This is a genomic window from Archangium violaceum, from assembly GCF_016859125.1.
GTDB lineage: Bacteria > Myxococcota > Myxococcia > Myxococcales > Myxococcaceae > Archangium > Archangium violaceum_A.
This window is the reverse complement of record NZ_CP069338.1, coordinates 11,638,216-11,654,246: the sequence shown is the minus strand read 5'-3', so window position 1 is coordinate 11,654,246 and position 16,031 is coordinate 11,638,216. Positions and strand designations below refer to the sequence as shown.

Here is a 16,031-nt window from a genome sequence, read left to right as displayed (position 1 = left end):
CAAGATATGCGCTTGCCGGATTGGAGAGCGGCGACTCCAACGGGTCCCCATACACCCACGGTCGATGAGCTCGACTTCCGATCGCTTTACCAGAAGACCAAGTACGTGGTGGAGACGGCCGACGGCTGGTCCCTGGTCATCACCCGCTACCGTCCCGTCAAGCAACCCTTCGCTCAGCCCTTGTTCGGCGAGCCCCTGCTGCTGGTGCATGGCTTCTCCCAGAACCGCCACGCCTGGACGAGCGGCCAGTTCGTCAAGAACCTGCTCTTCTTCGGGGTGGACATCCACATCCTGGAGCTGCGCGGACACGGCAAGAGCTCCATCGAGTTCCAGAAGGAGCGCGCCGCTCGCTTTCGCCGCCCGCTGCCTCAGGACCTGGACTACGGCTGGGACATCGACAGTTACTTCCTCTACGACCTGCCGGCCGCCGTGTCGGGGGTGAAGCGCATCACCCGGCGCGAGCGCATCTTCTTCTGCGGCCACTCCATGGGCGGGATGCTCGGCTATGGCTATGCCGGCATCCACGACGACTTCGAGGGCCTCATCACCATCGGCTCTCCGGCGGACCTGGGCCGGGGCATCATGCTGCTGCGGATGCTGGCCCTGTGGGCTCCCGCGCTGGGGGCGACCATCGACGCGGCGATCGCCGGCCTCAACCTGGAGGAGCGGTTGGGGCACACGGGACGGATGCTGCTCGCCCGGGGCGCCTCCGCCCTCAACGAGAGCCTGGCCCGGTGGCTGGAGCCCAAGGACGCGCCCCGCGAGCGCCGGTTCTACTTCATCCCGGTGGATGACTGGTTGAAGTTCGCGGAGAGGCAACTCGCCTGGGCCGAGGATCACCCCGTCTTCAACCGCATCACCACCCGCATCAACCGGTTGAGCAACCCCGCCCGCGTCAGTGCCAAGGACGTGCGCTGGTTGCTACGCGAGGGCGGTGAGCGAGAGCCGCGCAAGGTGGTGGAGCAGTTCGCGCGGTGGATCCGCCGCGGCGAGATGGTGTGCTACCGCACCGGGTTCGACTTCAAGCGCGGCTTCTCGAAGATCCACATCCCCATGGCCATCATCTTCGGGGACATGGATCCGCTCGCATCCGTGGAGTCCACCCGCAGCGTCTACCACGCGGCCCAGAGCGAGTACCTCCTCTGGCGGCCGGTGAAGGGCAACAGCCACATCGAGCTGACGATGGGGCACGACATCCGGCAGATCTGCTACGACATCAAGAACCTCATCGAGTACGCGCGCACCCATCGCAACCGGACGCCCGCGCTGCCTCGATGGAGGTGAGCCCCTCCGAGGTGAGCCCCCGGCTCTGTAGGATTTTCATGGGTTCGCTTGGGGTTGATGACAAGTGAACCTCCTCCCATGGGGTGGGAGTTGGGAGAGGACGGCCGCCGCCGTAGCGGGATTGCTGGAAAGTTGGAGCCCCAGCACCGCATGCTAGCTTCGCGGTCGAATGCGTCCGTCCGGAGGGAAGTCGCCGATGAAGGCCATCGCGGTTGTGTTGCTTGCCTGCGTGCTGGTGCCGGGTCTGGCACTGGCGCAGGAGGGGCAAGCCCCGGCCCAGGGCAATCTCAACACCATCACGGGCGTGAACGTGCGGGGCGGGACGGTGGAGATCGTCGGGACGAAGAAGCCCAACTTCACCACCTTCACGATGACGGATCCACCCCGACTGGTCATCGACATCTCCGAGGCTGTGTTCTCCGGCGTGAAGGAGGACATCTCCGTCGGCAATGGCACCATCACCGCCATCCGGACGGCCAGCTATGGCTCCGACGAATCGGCCATCGCCCGCGTTCTCATCGGCTTCGAGCGCGACGTGGATCCGGACATCCAGGCCACCGGAAACTCGCTGGTGGTGAGCGTGGGAGGCGGCGCGGCGGTGGCGGCGAGGCCCTCGGCGCCCGCGGGCACGGCTCCGGGCACGACGCCTGGTGGCGGCGCGGATCAGGCGGCGGTGGCGGCGCAAGCGGAGCAGCAGCAGCAGGAGAAGGCCGCGGCCCAGGCGGCGGTGGCGGCGCAAGCGGAGCGGCAGCAGCAGGAGAAGGCCGCGGCCCAGGCGGCCGCCGCGGCCCAGGCGGATGCGGAAGCCCAGCGGCAGGCCCAGGCGCGGGCCGATGCCGATCGCAAGGCTCAGGAGGAGGCCGCGCGGGTGGCGGCCCAGCAGGCCGAGCAGCAGGCTCGCGCGGATAGGGAGGCGGCCGCGGCCGCCGAGAAGCAGCGCCAGGAGGAGGCCCGCGCCGCCGCCGAGGAGAAGAAGCGTCTGGCCGCCGAGGCGCGTGAGCGCCAGCGCGAGGAGGCCCGCGCCGCCGCCGAGGAGAAGAAGCGTCTGGCCGCCGAGGCGCGTGAGCGCCAGCGCGAGGAGGCCCAGGCCGCCGCCGAGGAGAGGAAGCGTGAGCGGGCCGAAGCTCGCCAGGCCCGCATCGCCCAGGCCGAGACGCCGCGCCGTGCCTCCGTGGAGCAGGGGGACGGCTCGGGTGACTCCTCGCGCCGCAAGACGATGACGCTGGTGGGCTTCAAGCAGGAGTCCTCGGCCTCGCGCGTCTTCGTGCGCACCAACGAGCCCGTCCGCTACACCGTCACCGAGGGCGACAAGGAAGTGGTGCTGGAACTGGAGAACACCCGCATCGTCGAGTCCAACAACACCCTGCCGCTCAACACCTCCTTCTTCGACACGGCGGTGGTCTCGGTGGACCCCCAGGTGGGCCCCTCGCGCACGGTCCGGGTCGCCATCAAGCTCAAGGAGCAGGTTCCCTTCCAGACGCACCAGGACGGCAATGAGCTGTCGATCGAGTTCCAGCGCCCCGCTCGCCGCTGAGAGAGCGGGCGGGTCGGGCCGGGAGCTTCGAGGGGGTCGTGCGCTCGACCGCCGCTCGCTTCGAATAGAGAGATTCGGGCCGCCACGTCGCGTCATCACGCGCCTGGACGCCTGAGGTAGGGCCCGCTCGCACGATTCCCCAACGGCCACGCCTCCTCGGGCGCGGGGACGCACGTGACGCTCGGCATTGGATTCGGGATACGATACAGCCCGTCGTACAACCACGGGCTCGTGGAAAGTCTGCCTTCCTTCAGCGGCGTATCGAAGGTGGCAGGATTCAAAAAGGGGGCGAGCACGTCCGAATCCTGGTGGCAGTTTCACGCTTGCCGGGGTCTGGATATTCAAGACCGGGGGATTGGAATCCCGGCCGCATGTGCGTGGTTCTTCACTCCCTGACTGCTTCCCCTGAGGAGGACGAGGTCTTTCGTGTCGGAACTCGGCAAACGTATCGGACAGCGCATTCGTGAACTTCGCACCCAGCGCCCGGAGCGCTGGACACAGGAGGAACTCGCGGAGCGGGCGCAAATCAGCGTCTCCTTCCTCTCGATGATCGAGCGGGGGGAGCGTGTTGCGCATGTGGAAACCCTTGCCGCCCTGGCCAACGCCCTGGGCGTGAGCCTCGGCGAGCTCTTCGCCGGAACGGAGGAGACACCGGCCCAGACGGAGGACTTGCTGCGGCCGTTGTCGGATTTCGCCCGCGCGAGGGGCTTGACGGCCCGGGACGTGGATCGCCTGCTGGGGGTGGCTCGGGCCATGTTCAGCGGCTCCGCGGCCTGAGCCTGCCTGCCTGGCCCCGGCGGCCTGTCTGGCCGCCGTCCTTGACGGGACGCATCTGAGACCGGGAAGATGGGGAATGTTGGCTGTGCGTCAGTGGCGCGCGGCGTTCTTCCCCTTCGTAAGGAGCCTTCTCAGATGCGTCTGGGTCTCGCCGTGTTTATGGCGGTCGCGAGTGGAGTGTTCGCGGCCTGCCAGGCCCCGCTCCCGGCCACGCTGGAGTTCGTGGACCAATCTCCCGCTCAGCCCAAGCTGGGGGAAATCACCACGTTGCGCTTCCGCGCCATCGACTCCCGTGGTCAACCTCAGCCGGGCGTGCGTGTCACCTTCGAGGTGCAGGCGCCCGTCTCCGGCATCGAGCTCAACCCCACGGAGGCCACCACCGACGTGACCTCGGGCATCGCCTCCACCCAGGTGGTGGCCAACGGTGGCCGTGTGTCCTCGGTCGTGGTGACGGCCCGGGTAGGCGACAAGTCGGCGGTCAGCCCCGCCGTCACCTTCGCGGGTGCCAGCTCCTCCGCCCGCCAGTTCACCTTCCAGTGCGGCTCCGTCGCCGGTGAGGGTTCCGGCGGCGTTCACGCCATTGGCGCCTTTGACGAGACGCGTCATCTGATCGCGGGCGTGAAGGTGGACTGCATCGCCCACGTGGCGGATCGCAACGGCGATGGCATCGCCGGGGCACAGGTCTCCTTCCTCACCGAGGCGGGCACCATCGGCCCCAGCGCCACCAGCGTGACCGACGTGGTGGGCAACGCCCTGGTCCTCTACAAGACCTCGCTGCCGCTCCCCGACGACGTGAAGCCGGGCACCTTCACCTGGAACCCGCTCAACGACACCACCCACACCGGCGAGTACATCGCCCCGCTGTGGATGCATCCGTTCAACTGGGTCGAGGATCCCATCACCCACTACGCGGGACCCTACAACTTCCAGGAGCCCCGCCGGCCGGATCCCATCCGCCCGGGCAGGGAGAACAACCCCCGCGACAACCTGGTCAGCATGATCGCCATCACCACGGGTGAGGAGGCCTTCGACGACCTCAACAACAATGGCGTCTATGACCAGGGCGAGCCCTTCGTCGACCTGACCGAGCCCTTCGTCGACAACAACGACAACGGCACGTGGGATGCGACGCGCGAGGATGGATCGGAAGGCGCGGAGCGCTACGTCGACGCCAACGGCAACGGCAAGTGGGACGGCAAGAACGGTAGGTACGACGCCGTCTCGCTCATCTGGGTCCAGGAGCGCATCCTCTGGACGGGCTGGCCGCATGAGCAGGACCGTCGCGCGCCCGCCTCGGGCGAGAGTCACAAGTCCGTCATCCGCCCGATTCTGCCGGAGTCGCCGGGCCCGCATCACCTCTCCAAGTTCGACCAGCTGCTCGCGGACTTCCTGGTCGCGGACCCCTGGTTCAACAGCCTGGCCCGCAACAGCAACGACGACGGCTGCGAGGCGGGCACGGCCGGGCCGGTGAAGGTGGAGAAGCACACCAAGGGCATGGCCTTCACCTATCCGGCCTACACGCGCATGCGCTACGTCATCCAGGACGTGCGCGACCCCTCCAATCCCATCGTGCCGGACTACCCGAAGGCCATCAACTGGCAGGTGACGGCCGGCTGTGGCTTCACCGCCTCCCCGCAGGATGGCCACAAGGTCATCATCTCCGCCCCCAGGGTCTACGGAGATATCTTCCCGTGACGGATGCCCGGCAAGGGCATTGACCCCGGGCTCCCGCCTCCGTAGCGTCCTCCCCGGCCGATTGGCGAATCAACTGGGGAGAGACACCGCGTGAGTCAGCGGCAGAGCAAGTCGGAGGAGGCAGGGAGCCGGGAGAACGAGCGCCGCCGCACCATCCTGCGCGCGGCGATCGACGTGTTCGCGCGCAAGGGTTACCACGGCTGCCGCATCGCGGACGTGGCGCGCGAGGCGGGCGTGGCCTACGGGCTCGTCTACCACTACTTCAAGAACAAGGACGAGCTGCTGGAGACCGTCGTCGAGACGGGGTGGAGCGGCTTCGTCTCGCGCATCCGCGCGGTGGCCGAGGACGAGAGCAGCTCGCTCGAGCAGAAGGTGCACGGCATCGCGGAGGTGGCCTTCGAGGCCTACCGGGTGGATCCCCGCGCGGTGAAGGTGCTCATCCTGGAGGTCGCCCGTAGCCCCGCGGGCACCCAGGTCGTCAGCCGGCAGCATGCCTTCCTCGACACCATCCGCATGTCCGCGGAGATGTTCTCGCGCGCCCAGGCCGCGGGCGAGCTGCGCGCGGACGCGGACCCCATGCTGTGTGCCTCGCTCCTCTTCGGCGCCATCGAAATGGGGCTCACCGCCTTCGTGTCGGGCCTGGTGGAGGACCGCAGCCCCGAGGCGCTCGAGCGCGCCAAGGTGCAGATCGCCAATTCCTTCCTTCATGGCGTCCTCCCCGGCGCCGCCACTTCCTCGGAGGTGTCATGGAAGCAGGAGAAAGCGTCGTCCGGTACCAGGCCGAAGGCGGGCAAGCGCTCCTGACGATCGATCGGCCGAGGGCTCGCAACGCGCTCTCGCCCGAGGTGTTGCACGGGCTGCTGGCCGCGCTGGACAGGGCGGAGGCGGACCCCGCCGTGCGTGTGGTGGTGCTCACCGGCGCGGGCGAGAAGGTGTTCTGCGCCGGGGGAGACCTCGGGCAGATGGGCGGGGAGGGTGGTTTCCTCGCCACCCACGAGGGGCGCCGCGTCTACGGCCGGCTGCTGTTGCGGCTGCAGGACCTCCGCAAGCCCACGGTGGCGCGCGTCAATGGACATGCGCTCGCGGGTGGGCTGGGGCTGGTGCTCGGGTGTGACCTGGCCGTGGCCACCGAGCACGCCGAGCTGGGCACGCCGGAGATCGACGTGGGGCTCTTCCCCATGATGATGATGGCGCTGCTGCAGCGGCACGTGGGCCGCAAGCGGGCGCTGGAGATGGTGATGACGGGGGAGCGGATGTCCGCGCGCGAGGCGCTCGCGCTGGGGCTGCTCAACCGGGTGGTGCCCGCGGCGGAGCTGGATGCGACGGTGGCGGGGCTCGTGGGGAAGCTCGCCGGAAAGAGTCAGGCGGTGCTCGCCCTGGGGCGCCGCGCCTTCTTCACCGCCGAGGACCTGCCCCTGCCAGCCGCCATCGAGTACCTGTCCTCGCAGCTGTCCCTCAACGTGCTGGCCGAGGACGCCGCCGAGGGGGTCACCGCCTTCGTCGAGAAGCGTCCCCCGAAGTGGAACGACCGCTGAGCTCCTCGACGTGGTGAGCCCTACGGCTTGTCGCGCTGGGTAACGGCCGGGGCGCCGCCGCCGTTGAAGTCGAGCTCGAGCAGCGTCTCGCCATCCACCCACAGGTCATCCACCTTCACGCCCCAGTGGAGGTGGGGGCCGGTGACGCGGCCGGTGGCGCCCACCTTGCCCAGGAGCTGGCCGCGCTCCACGCGCTGGCCGTCCTTCACGTCCGTGGCCGACAGGTGGAAGTAGGCCGTGTAGAGGCCGGCCCCGTGGTACACGAGCACCGTGTTGCCCGAGGCGTACGCGTCGCGCGTCATCACCACCGTGCCCGCGTTGGCCGAGTACACGGGCACGCCCACCGCCCCGCGCAGATCGGTGCCGAAGTGCTGGCTCTGCTTCTTGCCGTTGAAGGTGCGCAGATCGCCATAGGGCGCGGTGATGGTGTCCTGGCGCGGCCAGGCGAAGTTCTCGGTGAAGAGGGGCGCGACGAAGGACTGCGCGAAGGCGGCGGCGAAGGCGGCCCTGTCCGCCTCCATGCGCGCCTGCACCTCGGGGGCCGGCTTCTTCTTCACGAACTTGTTGGCCACCTTCAGCCTCCGCTCGGGCCAGCCCGGGGCCACCACGTCCAGCGTGCCCGAGAGCTCCGTGGGCGCGGCGCCGCTGGTGGCGGGCACCGACACCTTCACCGGCACCTGTCCCGGCACCTGCTCCACCGCGAGCCCGGTGAGGGCCTGGAAACCGTCGCGCACCGGATAGAAGCGCAGGGGGCGCTCTCCGAGGGTCCCGGTGGGGGCCTGGGCGAGGCCTCGCACGGTGACGAGCACCGGATCTCCCGGACGGGCGGCCACGGGCTGGAGGGAGAGGAGGGGCCGCTCCTCGGCGGCGAGGGCGGACAGGCCGAGGGCCAGCAGGAGGAACGGAAGCCGTCGGAGGGGGTAGATGTGCACGGTCGCGAGATATGCGTGCAGGCCGGGGGGGCGTCAACGATGGACGACATCGACAACCCCCCAACTGTCGGCCCCGAGGCTGTCAGCGCCGGGCTCCGGGAGCGGAGATGGCGCATGCTCCTTCCATTGATGGGCAGGCGGACGGGCAGGCCCCTGTTGAGCTTCAGCATTCACTCCGCCCGTACGGCTTCCTAGCTTCCGTTCATCCGTTTTCTTGGGGCGTATTTGGGGTGTTTTTCGAGGGGGAGAAATTCGGATGCCGCGTTCGTATAGCTTCGAGCACTACACCGTAGCCAAGACCTCGACTCCGAGCCGCAGTCTGCGGCGCCGGGACAAGCAAGCCCTGTCCGAGCGGCGCGCGACGGAGCGCCGGAGCGACAAGGAGATCCATTACGGCCGCAGTCATGCGGAGACGGAGGAGATGTTCCACGTGCGCGCCATGAACGCGCAGCTCGAGGCACTGGCGGGACTGTCCGCCAACGCTCCGGTGAAGCCCACCGCGACCAACCGGGGCCAGCCCATCGGCGCGCTGCCCTTGGCCGAGGAGCCGCTGCTGTCGCGTGGGGCGCTGCGCGACGTGCTCGACGAGGCCCTGCGCCAGTTCCGCGCGTTGCAGTCGGGCATCCAGGACGCCACCAAGGCCACGGGGCGGCTGTTGTCCCTGCCGATGGAAGCGGCCCGCCTGGCCGCGCAGCGGCTCCGTCTCGTTCAGGGCTGACGGGGTGGGCCGGACGTGGAACTGACGCTCGTCTCCTACAACATCCACAGCGGCATCGGGACGGATGATCACTTCGACCTGCACCGGGTGGGCGAGGTGTTGCGTGAGATCAACGCGGACATCATCGCCCTCCAGGAAGTGGGGGACTACCGGGGCGTGACGGCCCGGGAGGATCAGCCCGAGCACCTCGCGGAGATGCTCGGGCTGCACATGGCCTTCGGTCCCAACGTGGTGCGCAACGGCCGCCGCTACGGCAACGCCATCCTCTCGCGGCTGCCCATCCTCAAGTCGAAGAACTACGACCTGAGCGTGGGGCGCCGCGAGCCCCGGGGCGCCCTGCGCTGCGATCTGGACCTGGGCAATGGTCGGCAGCTCCACGTCTTCTGCCTGCACCTGGGGTTGAGCATGCGCGAGCGCCGGCGCCAGGAGGCGCTGCTGCTGTCCGCCGACATCCTCCGGGACGCCGTGCGGAATGATCCCGTGGTGGTGTGTGGAGATTTCAACTATTGGGGGCCCGGCGCGGTCCCCGGGCTGGTCCGCCAGGCCATCCATGACGTGGCCCTGGAGCTGGGAATCCGGGTGCGCACCTACCACTCCCGCCTCCCGATGCTGCGCCTGGATCGCATCTACGTGGACTCGGGCGTGAGGCCGCTGGAGCTTCACTCCCACCGGACTCCGCTCTCGGCGTTGGCCTCGGATCACCTGCCGCTGGTGATGCGCTTCGAGGCCCCGATGGAGGGCCAGACGCCCCGCTCGGCACCGGTGCAGCTCATCGGCTAGCCTGGGGGCGCTGGCTCGTCGGATGGCCGACGCTGACGAACGCCGGACAATCGCTTCGTGACGGGGTTGTCGCGGAGAACTGGGGAGACCTACGTTGGGGCCTCCGAATGAGAGCGACGGCCGGGGAGCAGATGGGCTTGGGCACCGAAACGGAGCGCAAACTGACCGCGCTCGTTGGACGGTTGACGGATGGTTTCAGCAAGCTGGTGACACAGCACCTGACGCTGGCGCGCGTGGAGTTGATGGAGGACGCGCGCATCATGGGCCAGGATGTGGCGCTCATCGCCGCGTTCGTGCCCTTCGTGCTGGTGGGCTACGCCTTCCTCTGTGGGGCGCTGGCCGCCGTCCTGGCGCAGTGGGTCGGCTGGGCCGGCTCGCTCGCGCTGGTGGGGGCGGTCAACCTCGTGGGAGGCGTCCTGGGCATCACCCGGGTCGCCATGCGTCTGAAGTCCCACCGGGTCATGGATGAGACCACCCAGGAGCTCGAGCGCAGCGTGGCGGTGCTCGCCCAGGCGCCCGCCGCGGCCGCGCAGGCCCAGCCCGCGGTCCTTCCCCAGGGGGCCGGTCATGGCCGCTGACAGCAGGGCGAGGCTCATGCACCAGAAGACACCCGAGCAGATCCGAGCGGAGATCGAGCGCACCCGTGCCGAGCTCATCCTCTCCGTGGGCGAGCTGCGCGAGGAGGTGGCGCGGCGCATCGACTGGCGCGAGTGGGTGCGCGAACGGCCCCTCACATGCGTGGGCGCGGCTTTCTTCATCGGATTCGTCATCGGCAATAGCCAACGGCGCTGAGACGCCCCACTTTCCTTCACCCTTCCAACCTCGAGAGGATCCCATGGACGTCAATGCGCAGAACCTGCAGGACAAGGCCCGTCAGCTCCAGGAGAACGTGCTTCCGCAGCTGGAGGACGCGCGGCGCAACCTGGAGGACATGAACAACCGCGTGGTGAGCTTCATCCGCGCCAACCCGGGTACGTGCCTGCTGGGCGCCGTGGCCGTGGGCTTCATCGTCGGGCGCATCGCGTCCCGCCGCTGAGGGTGTCACCGTTTTCTCGAAGACTCGGAGTTCCTACATGACGACCTTCCAGAGCAACCCGGGCAACGGTGGCCAGTCGGCCAACGGTGGCCAGGCGCAGGGCAATCAGGGGCAGGGGCAGGCGGGTTTCGGCCATCGCGTGGACCGGATCGGCTCGGACGCGCAGCAGCTGTGGGACGACGCGCGCGGCGCGGTGACGGACCTGCAGGAGTCGTTGGACCTCAAGGGCCGCGTGGATCGCAACCCGTACCTGATGCTGGCCGCGGCGTTCGGCGTGGGCTACGTGCTCGGCGGCGGCCTCTTCACGCGCACCACCGGGCGCATCATCCGGCTGGGCGTGCGTCTGGCGGCGCTGCCCATGGTCAAGGACGAGCTCATCGGCATGGCCGAGGCGGCGCTGCACGGTGTCGAGGTGGGCGCCGGTCGTGTGTCCAACATGACCGGGAGTGGTGGCGTTGGCGGCCCTCAGGGCCCGCAGGTGTGATTCACTGTTCCCCCACCCGCCATACAGGAGCGCACGCGATGATCAGCGCCAATGATCTGAAGAAGATGGACAAGGACGACCTGCTCGAGCTGTTCGGGCTGGAGACCAAGAAGGGTCCCGCGGACTGGCTGTTGCCCACGTTGGGTGCCTTCTCCGTGGGGATGCTGGTGGGCGCGGGCCTGGGCCTGCTGATGGCCCCGAAGGCCGGTAACGAGCTGCGCAATGATCTGCGCAGCCGGCTGCAGCGAGAGCAGGACACCCTGGCCAACGGCAACGGGCAGCGCCCCGAGTCCGTGTCCCGCAGCGCCTAGTCGCCGACATGACGTGGCTCCGCCCGGGATTCGGGCGGCCATCGAGGGGCGATCCGCTCAGACCGGGTCGCCCCTTCGACATTCCAGGCGCTAGACTCCGGAACCCTATGCGGGAGCTTGCTGCGTGACGTCGAGGAAGGAGCGCAAGCCGGCTGGAGGAAAGGGCCGGACAGGGAAGGGCGCGGGACGTGCCGCGTCGAAGCGCGAGGACTCGCCGAAGCGGCGGGACACGCCGAAGGAGATTCCCGCCCTCGATGGCGCCTGGGAGGAAGGGAGTCCGCTGCCAGCGCCCGTCCATGCCCGGAGGCCAGGGCGGGAGGCGTCGCGCGAGAGCCCCTCCGTGAGTCCTCCCGGGTGCGTGCCCGTGCCGCGCCGGATCACCCCACACGACGACATGCCCGCGGTGGGCGCCGAGCTGGAGACGACCCTGGCGCGCACCGGGACCGTGTCGGCACGGCCAGCGCCGCCACCCGAGCCTCCGCGGCCCGATGCGACCGCCGAGTCCGTGACACGCGGGGTACTGGCCCGGGTGCGGGACCTGGAGACGCTGGAGTCCGCCTATGACGCGTGGCTCGAGTTGAGGTTGGCGCACGGCGCCGCGCGGCTGCGCTTCCAGGAGGAGCGCGAGCGGTTGGAGCAGCAGGGCTCCTTCCTGGTGGGCGCGGTGCGTGCGGCGAGCCAGGAGCGGACGGGTTCGGCCGGGGCGGTACCGGCACCGGAGTCGGCGCTGGCCTCCACGGACGTGCCCATGCGGGAGTTCCTGCGTCAGGCGGAGGAGAAACTGACGCGGGCGCGCGAGGCGCTGGCGAAGGACGAGGCGGAGAGCGAGGCCCGCTACCGAGCGACCTTCGAGGAGATCCGCTCCACCGTGCAGGACAGGGTGCGGCGCTACCTGAGCGCATCGCCTCCGCGGCTGCGGTTGCTGCTGCGCAAGGTGGGCGCCACGCGCGCCGTCCTCCATGTGGAGCGAGTGGGGGGCGATGCCTCCGTGCTCCTGCTGTACCTCTTCACCGGACGCATCCCCTCGCGTTACGGCTTCCTCTTCGACGACTCCACGGAGGAGGTGTCACTGCCGCCAGCGCCGCTCTACCCGGAGGAGGGAGTGGCGCCGGGCGAGGTGCGTCCGGATGCGCCGGCCCTGGTGGCGCGGGTCCGCGCGCCGGGAGAGGTGCTGCCCGTGAAGGGCTTCCTGCCCGTCTTCGTGCCGCGCGCCGAGGGAGGCGAGGACTTCTTCCGCCTGCTGCAGCGCGGGCCCGTCATGGAGGTGGAGGTGGCTGATGGGCCCGGCTTCCGCGGCATCCTCACCCGAGAGGAGTCCGAGCGCTTCGCGGGGCACCTGCTGCGCCTCAAGCTCGAGGGGCGGCTCGAGCTCGAGGTGGAAGCGGGGTGAACGGGAGGGCGAGGCCGGTTACTGCGTGCGCACCATGCCCACGTCCGCGGTGCCCACGAGCAGCGCGCTGCCGATGAAGAGGTTGTTGGACTCGGCGCCGCCCGACCGCACCGTCTGGAAGACGACGAGGTAGTTGCTCTGGGGCCGGGGGAAGGCGCTGCCCGGGATGGTGAGGGTGTCCCGCGTCCAATCGGCGGGCATGGCCGCGAGCTGGAGGAGGCTCAGCGGATCCGTCGGCATGTTGGAGTAGGTGGGCTCGCCCTTGTCGCCGTCCGAGCTCAGCGGGATGACGGTGACGAAGCCGATCGTGCGCTCCTTGCCGCCGGCCACCGCGGGACGCCGCAGCGTGAGCTCCTGGTTGGCCAGGTGCCGGACGAAGCCCTCCGGTGGGTGGAGCGTGTCGATGCGCTCCTGGGCAGGCGCGTCCTCCACGGTGCCCACGTGCGAGTTGCCTCCTTGCACGGCGATGAAGCGGTAGGTGGTACCGGACTGGTACTTCACGCCCGCGTCATCCTCGGAGCCGCTCGTCAGGCCGTAGGTACCCGGGCCCTTGTTCTCGAGGTTCAGCGTGCCGCCGTTCTGCATCTCGATGCGGACGGTGGCGTCGGAGAGGGGCTCCGGGGTGCCCTGGTCGCCACTGCGCGTGCCGAAGAAGACGTAGGCGGCCGTCTGACCCGGGAGGGTGAGCCGATCCTCCTCGTAGAAGCCTCCGTCGGGCTGCGTGCCGGCATCGAACCCGGCCATGGCGGACAACGACACGTCCACGTCCGGAGTGGACAGTACGGTGCCCACCATCACCTTCTCCGCGAGGAGCTGCTCGCAGGCAAGGGGGGAGAGCAGGAGAGCGGTGGCGGCGGCGGACAGCAGGAGGCGTTTCATATGCATCTTTCCGGAAGGACGGCCCGGCGGACGAGCATACCAGGGTGTCGTGAGGGCTGGGGCCGGGGGCCGAACGCGCTATGGTGGCCGCTCCCGTGCGAAGCCTTCCCATCTACTCGGCCGGTCTCCGCTTCCTGCAGCGGCTCGGCTACTCGCTCCTGCAGGCCACGCTCTTCGGCGCCATTCTCGGGTTGCTCGTCTACTACCGCGTTCCGCGCGCGCAGCTCTCCGGGGAGGCCACGCCCATCGCGCTGCTCGCCCGCCCCTCTGCCTGGGTGCAGTCCTGGGAGCGGGGCACCTACGACTGGCGCGTGCGCTCCCTGGGGGCCCGCTCCTCGCGCTCGGATCGCGTGGTGGTGGTGGCGCTCGACGACGAGACGCTCGCCGAGGCCCGTCAGGACGAGCACCCCGGCATCGCCTCCAACCCATGGCCCCGGGAAATCCTGGGTGGCCTGTCCAACCGGCTCGTCGACGAGGGCGCGGAGTTGGTGTTGCTCGACTTCCCCTTCACGGAGCGCAGCCCGCGAGCCTGCCTCGCGCAGGGCACGCCCGGCCTGGAGGGGCTGGACGACGATCGGGCCTTCCGCACGCTGCTGGACCGCTACCCGGAGAAGTCGGTGCTGGCCTTTTCGTGGACTTCGGACCGGGGGATTCCGGCGGGCAGCAGGCTGTGGCCGTTCCGCGTGCGGCTGGGTAGCTACGCCAGCGAGGCCGAGGCCCGGAGCCGGGTGCAGTCGGTGCTGGCGGACCAGAAGCCGGCCTTCCTCATCCCCGCGGGCAACGCCGTGGAGGTCTGGGCGGGCGTGGCCAGCGAGCAGGATGGCCAGCGGGTGGCGCTGGAGCAGGGCGTGCGCGAGCCGCCGAAGGTGCAGGAGCGGCGCGTCACGGACGACACGTACCGTGTGGGCCCGCTCGAGCTCTTCGTGTCCCTGGCCGAGGTGCAGGTGGAGGGATTGGACGCGGCGCTGCTGGAGGAGGTGCGGCAGTTGGAGCACCCGGTGGCGCCGTTGCTGGGCTCGGCGAGTCTCTACGGCGCCGTCACCGTGCCGGCGGATCCGGACGGGGTGGTGCGCGCCGTGCCACACCTGGTGAGCTACCGCTCGCGCGAGGGCAACCGGCACGTGCTTCCCTCGATGCCGCTGGTGGCGGCGATGCGTCAGGCGAACACGCGCCAGCTGCGCTACGCGGACGGCCGGCTGTACGTGGGAGACCGCTTCTCCATCCCCATGGACGAGTCCGGTTACAGCCTGGTGCGCTGGGACGCGGCGGAGGTGGGGCGGGGCTCGCGGGGCTCGGTGTCTCGGGCCATCCCCGCATGGAACGTGCTGCGCAACCTCTTCGCCGTACGCGAGGGCGTGCCGCCGCGCTCGGTGCACGACATCGAGGGCCGCCTCATCGTCTTCACCAACACGTCGCGCCAGGCGATGGACTTCCAGCGCACGCCCATCGGCGAGCGCACACCCGCGGGCGCGGTGCTCGCGCAGTCGTTGGTGAACCTCCTGCAGTCCGAGGGCCTCACCCGTGCCACGCCGCGCACGGATCTCTTCCTGACGCTGGGGCTGGCGTTCATCGGCGCCTTCGTGGCGCTCACCTTCAACCGGGGCCTGCGCTCCTTCGGCGACGTGATGGTGTACCTGACCGCCATGGGGACGGTGGGCCTGCTCTACGCGGGAGTGGCCTGGTACCTGTTCGTCACCCGGCTGCTCTGGGTGGCGATGGTGGGCCCGCTGCTGGCCATGGGCCTCACCTTCGTCTTCACCATCGTCCAGGCCTCGCGCACCGAGCGGCAGCTGCGCCACTTCATCACCGACGTGCTCGGCCGCTACGTGCACCCCGAGGTGGCGAGGCTCGTCACGCGGGACTTGCGCCTGCTGACGCGGCCGGAGCGCCGCGAGGTGACGGTCTTCTTCTGTGACCTCGACGGCTTCTCGCGTCTGTCCGGACAACTTCCGCCCGAGCGGCTCATCCAGCTGCTCAACGACTACCTGACGGAGATGACGGACGTGGTGCGCGCCACGCACGGCCAGGTGGACAAGTACATTGGCGACGCGGTGATGGCCTTCTGGGGCGCGCCGGTGCGCACGGACAAACACGCGCACCGGGCCTGCGACGCCGCGTTGAAGGTACGCGCGGTGCTGGTGGAGCGCCAGGCGTACTGGGACAAGACGTACGGCCACCACCTGCAGTGCCGCATCGGCATCGACACCAGCGAGGTGCTGGTGGGCGGCATGGGCAGCGACTTCGAGTCCAAGTACTCCGTCATGGGCGAGCCGGTGAAGCTCTCCATGTTCATGGAGAGCCTCAACCGCGGCTACGGCACCTTCGTGCTGGTGGGGGACAACACGGCCCGGCTGGCGCAGGACTCCTACGTCTTCCGCGAGGTGGACCGGGTGCGGCCCAAGGGCCGGACGGAGCCCCTGCGCATGCACGAGCTGGTGGGCCGCAAGGGAGAGATCTCCCCCCAGATGCAGGAGCAGCTCGCGCTCTACGAGCAGGCGCTCACGGCGTACCACCAGCGGCGCTTCGACGAGGCGCTGGCGCTGTTCACACGGGGCGTGGAGGCCTTCCAGGACGCGGTGGCCGGGGTGTACGCCGAGCGCTGCCGCAAGTTCGCCTCGGCGGCGCCTCCAGAGGACTGGGACGGCGTGTTCGCGCTCGAGGGGTAGTGACGGTGGG

At 69.6% G+C, this 16,031-nt stretch carries 17 protein-coding genes; 15 read left to right on the top strand and 2 right to left on the bottom strand.

Going from position 1 to position 16,031, the window contains the following annotated elements:
* Positions 1-6 precede the first annotated feature (6 nt).
* The 6 genes from JQX13_RS49190 to JQX13_RS49165 all read left to right on the top strand — a co-directional run bounded on the left by JQX13_RS49190 (position 7) and on the right by JQX13_RS49165 (position 6,825).
* The gene (locus JQX13_RS49190; protein ID WP_203406295.1) at positions 7-1,284 is read left to right on the top strand and encodes an alpha/beta fold hydrolase; all 1,278 of its coding nucleotides are present in this window, start codon (positions 7-9) and stop codon (positions 1,282-1,284) included.
* A 196-nt stretch (positions 1,285-1,480) separates the two neighbouring features.
* Positions 1,481-2,818: an AMIN domain-containing protein gene (locus tag JQX13_RS49185; RefSeq protein ID WP_203406294.1), complete on the top strand. Its 1,338-nt coding sequence runs from the start codon at positions 1,481-1,483 to the stop codon at positions 2,816-2,818.
* Positions 2,819-3,244: 426 nt separating this feature from the next.
* On the top strand, positions 3,245-3,595 hold the full coding sequence (locus JQX13_RS49180) for a helix-turn-helix domain-containing protein (protein WP_108074726.1): 351 nt from the start codon (positions 3,245-3,247) through the stop codon (positions 3,593-3,595).
* A 135-nt stretch (positions 3,596-3,730) separates the two neighbouring features.
* Positions 3,731-5,290, top strand: coding sequence for a hypothetical protein (locus JQX13_RS49175; protein ID WP_203406293.1), 1,560 nt, complete (start codon positions 3,731-3,733; stop codon positions 5,288-5,290).
* Between the two features lie 90 nt (positions 5,291-5,380).
* Entirely contained in the window at positions 5,381-6,094 is a 714-nt protein-coding gene (locus JQX13_RS49170; protein ID WP_203406292.1) for a TetR/AcrR family transcriptional regulator, read from the top strand.
* Entirely contained in the window at positions 6,037-6,825 is a 789-nt protein-coding gene (locus JQX13_RS49165; RefSeq protein WP_203406291.1) for an enoyl-CoA hydratase/isomerase family protein, read from the top strand. Before JQX13_RS49170 ends, JQX13_RS49165 begins: the two co-directional genes overlap by 58 nt.
* Positions 6,826-6,845: 20 nt before the next feature.
* Here the strand turns inward: JQX13_RS49165 and JQX13_RS49160 are convergent, their stop codons facing one another.
* Positions 6,846-7,757, bottom strand: coding sequence for a M23 family metallopeptidase (locus tag JQX13_RS49160; protein ID WP_203406290.1), 912 nt, complete (start codon positions 7,755-7,757; stop codon positions 6,846-6,848).
* Positions 7,758-8,013: 256 nt separating this feature from the next.
* On the opposite strand from JQX13_RS49160, the gene JQX13_RS49155 reads away from it, so the two are divergent.
* The 8 genes from JQX13_RS49155 (at position 8,014) to JQX13_RS49120 (ending at position 12,476) form a co-directional block, all read left to right on the top strand.
* Positions 8,014-8,475, top strand: coding sequence for a hypothetical protein (locus tag JQX13_RS49155; RefSeq protein WP_203406289.1), 462 nt, complete (start codon positions 8,014-8,016; stop codon positions 8,473-8,475).
* Positions 8,476-8,490: 15 nt separating this feature from the next.
* Positions 8,491-9,255: an endonuclease/exonuclease/phosphatase family protein gene (locus JQX13_RS49150; RefSeq protein WP_203406288.1), complete on the top strand. Its 765-nt coding sequence runs from the start codon at positions 8,491-8,493 to the stop codon at positions 9,253-9,255.
* A gap of 131 nt (positions 9,256-9,386) precedes the next feature.
* Positions 9,387-9,833, top strand: coding sequence for a phage holin family protein (locus tag JQX13_RS49145; RefSeq protein WP_203412569.1), 447 nt, complete (start codon positions 9,387-9,389; stop codon positions 9,831-9,833).
* Positions 9,823-10,047: a DUF3618 domain-containing protein gene (locus JQX13_RS49140; RefSeq protein WP_203406287.1), complete on the top strand. Its 225-nt coding sequence runs from the start codon at positions 9,823-9,825 to the stop codon at positions 10,045-10,047. Before JQX13_RS49145 ends, JQX13_RS49140 begins: the two co-directional genes overlap by 11 nt.
* Before the next feature lie 43 nt (positions 10,048-10,090).
* On the top strand, positions 10,091-10,291 hold the full coding sequence (locus JQX13_RS49135; RefSeq protein WP_203406286.1) for a hypothetical protein: 201 nt from the start codon (positions 10,091-10,093) through the stop codon (positions 10,289-10,291).
* A gap of 37 nt (positions 10,292-10,328) precedes the next feature.
* Positions 10,329-10,775, top strand: a complete 447-nt coding sequence (locus JQX13_RS49130) for a hypothetical protein (protein ID WP_203406285.1) — start codon at positions 10,329-10,331, stop codon at positions 10,773-10,775.
* Between the two features lie 38 nt (positions 10,776-10,813).
* Complete coding sequence (locus tag JQX13_RS49125) at positions 10,814-11,086, top strand: YtxH domain-containing protein (RefSeq protein ID WP_203406284.1); 273 nt, start codon at positions 10,814-10,816, stop codon at positions 11,084-11,086.
* A gap of 394 nt (positions 11,087-11,480) precedes the next feature.
* Positions 11,481-12,476, top strand: a complete 996-nt coding sequence (locus JQX13_RS49120) for a hypothetical protein (RefSeq protein ID WP_239015522.1) — start codon at positions 11,481-11,483, stop codon at positions 12,474-12,476.
* 18 nt (positions 12,477-12,494) lie between these two features.
* Here JQX13_RS49120 and JQX13_RS49115 read toward each other — a convergent pair whose 3' ends face one another.
* Positions 12,495-13,355 carry a hypothetical protein gene (locus JQX13_RS49115; RefSeq protein ID WP_203406283.1) on the bottom strand — a complete coding sequence of 287 codons (861 nt, stop codon included), beginning with the start codon at positions 13,353-13,355 and terminating at the stop codon, positions 12,495-12,497.
* 95 nt (positions 13,356-13,450) lie between these two features.
* Here JQX13_RS49115 and JQX13_RS49110 point away from each other — a divergent pair, with 95 nt between their 5' ends.
* Positions 13,451-16,021 (top strand): adenylate/guanylate cyclase domain-containing protein, encoded by a 2,571-nt coding sequence (locus JQX13_RS49110; protein ID WP_203406282.1) that lies wholly within the window; start codon positions 13,451-13,453, stop codon positions 16,019-16,021.
* Positions 16,022-16,031 lie beyond the last annotated feature (10 nt).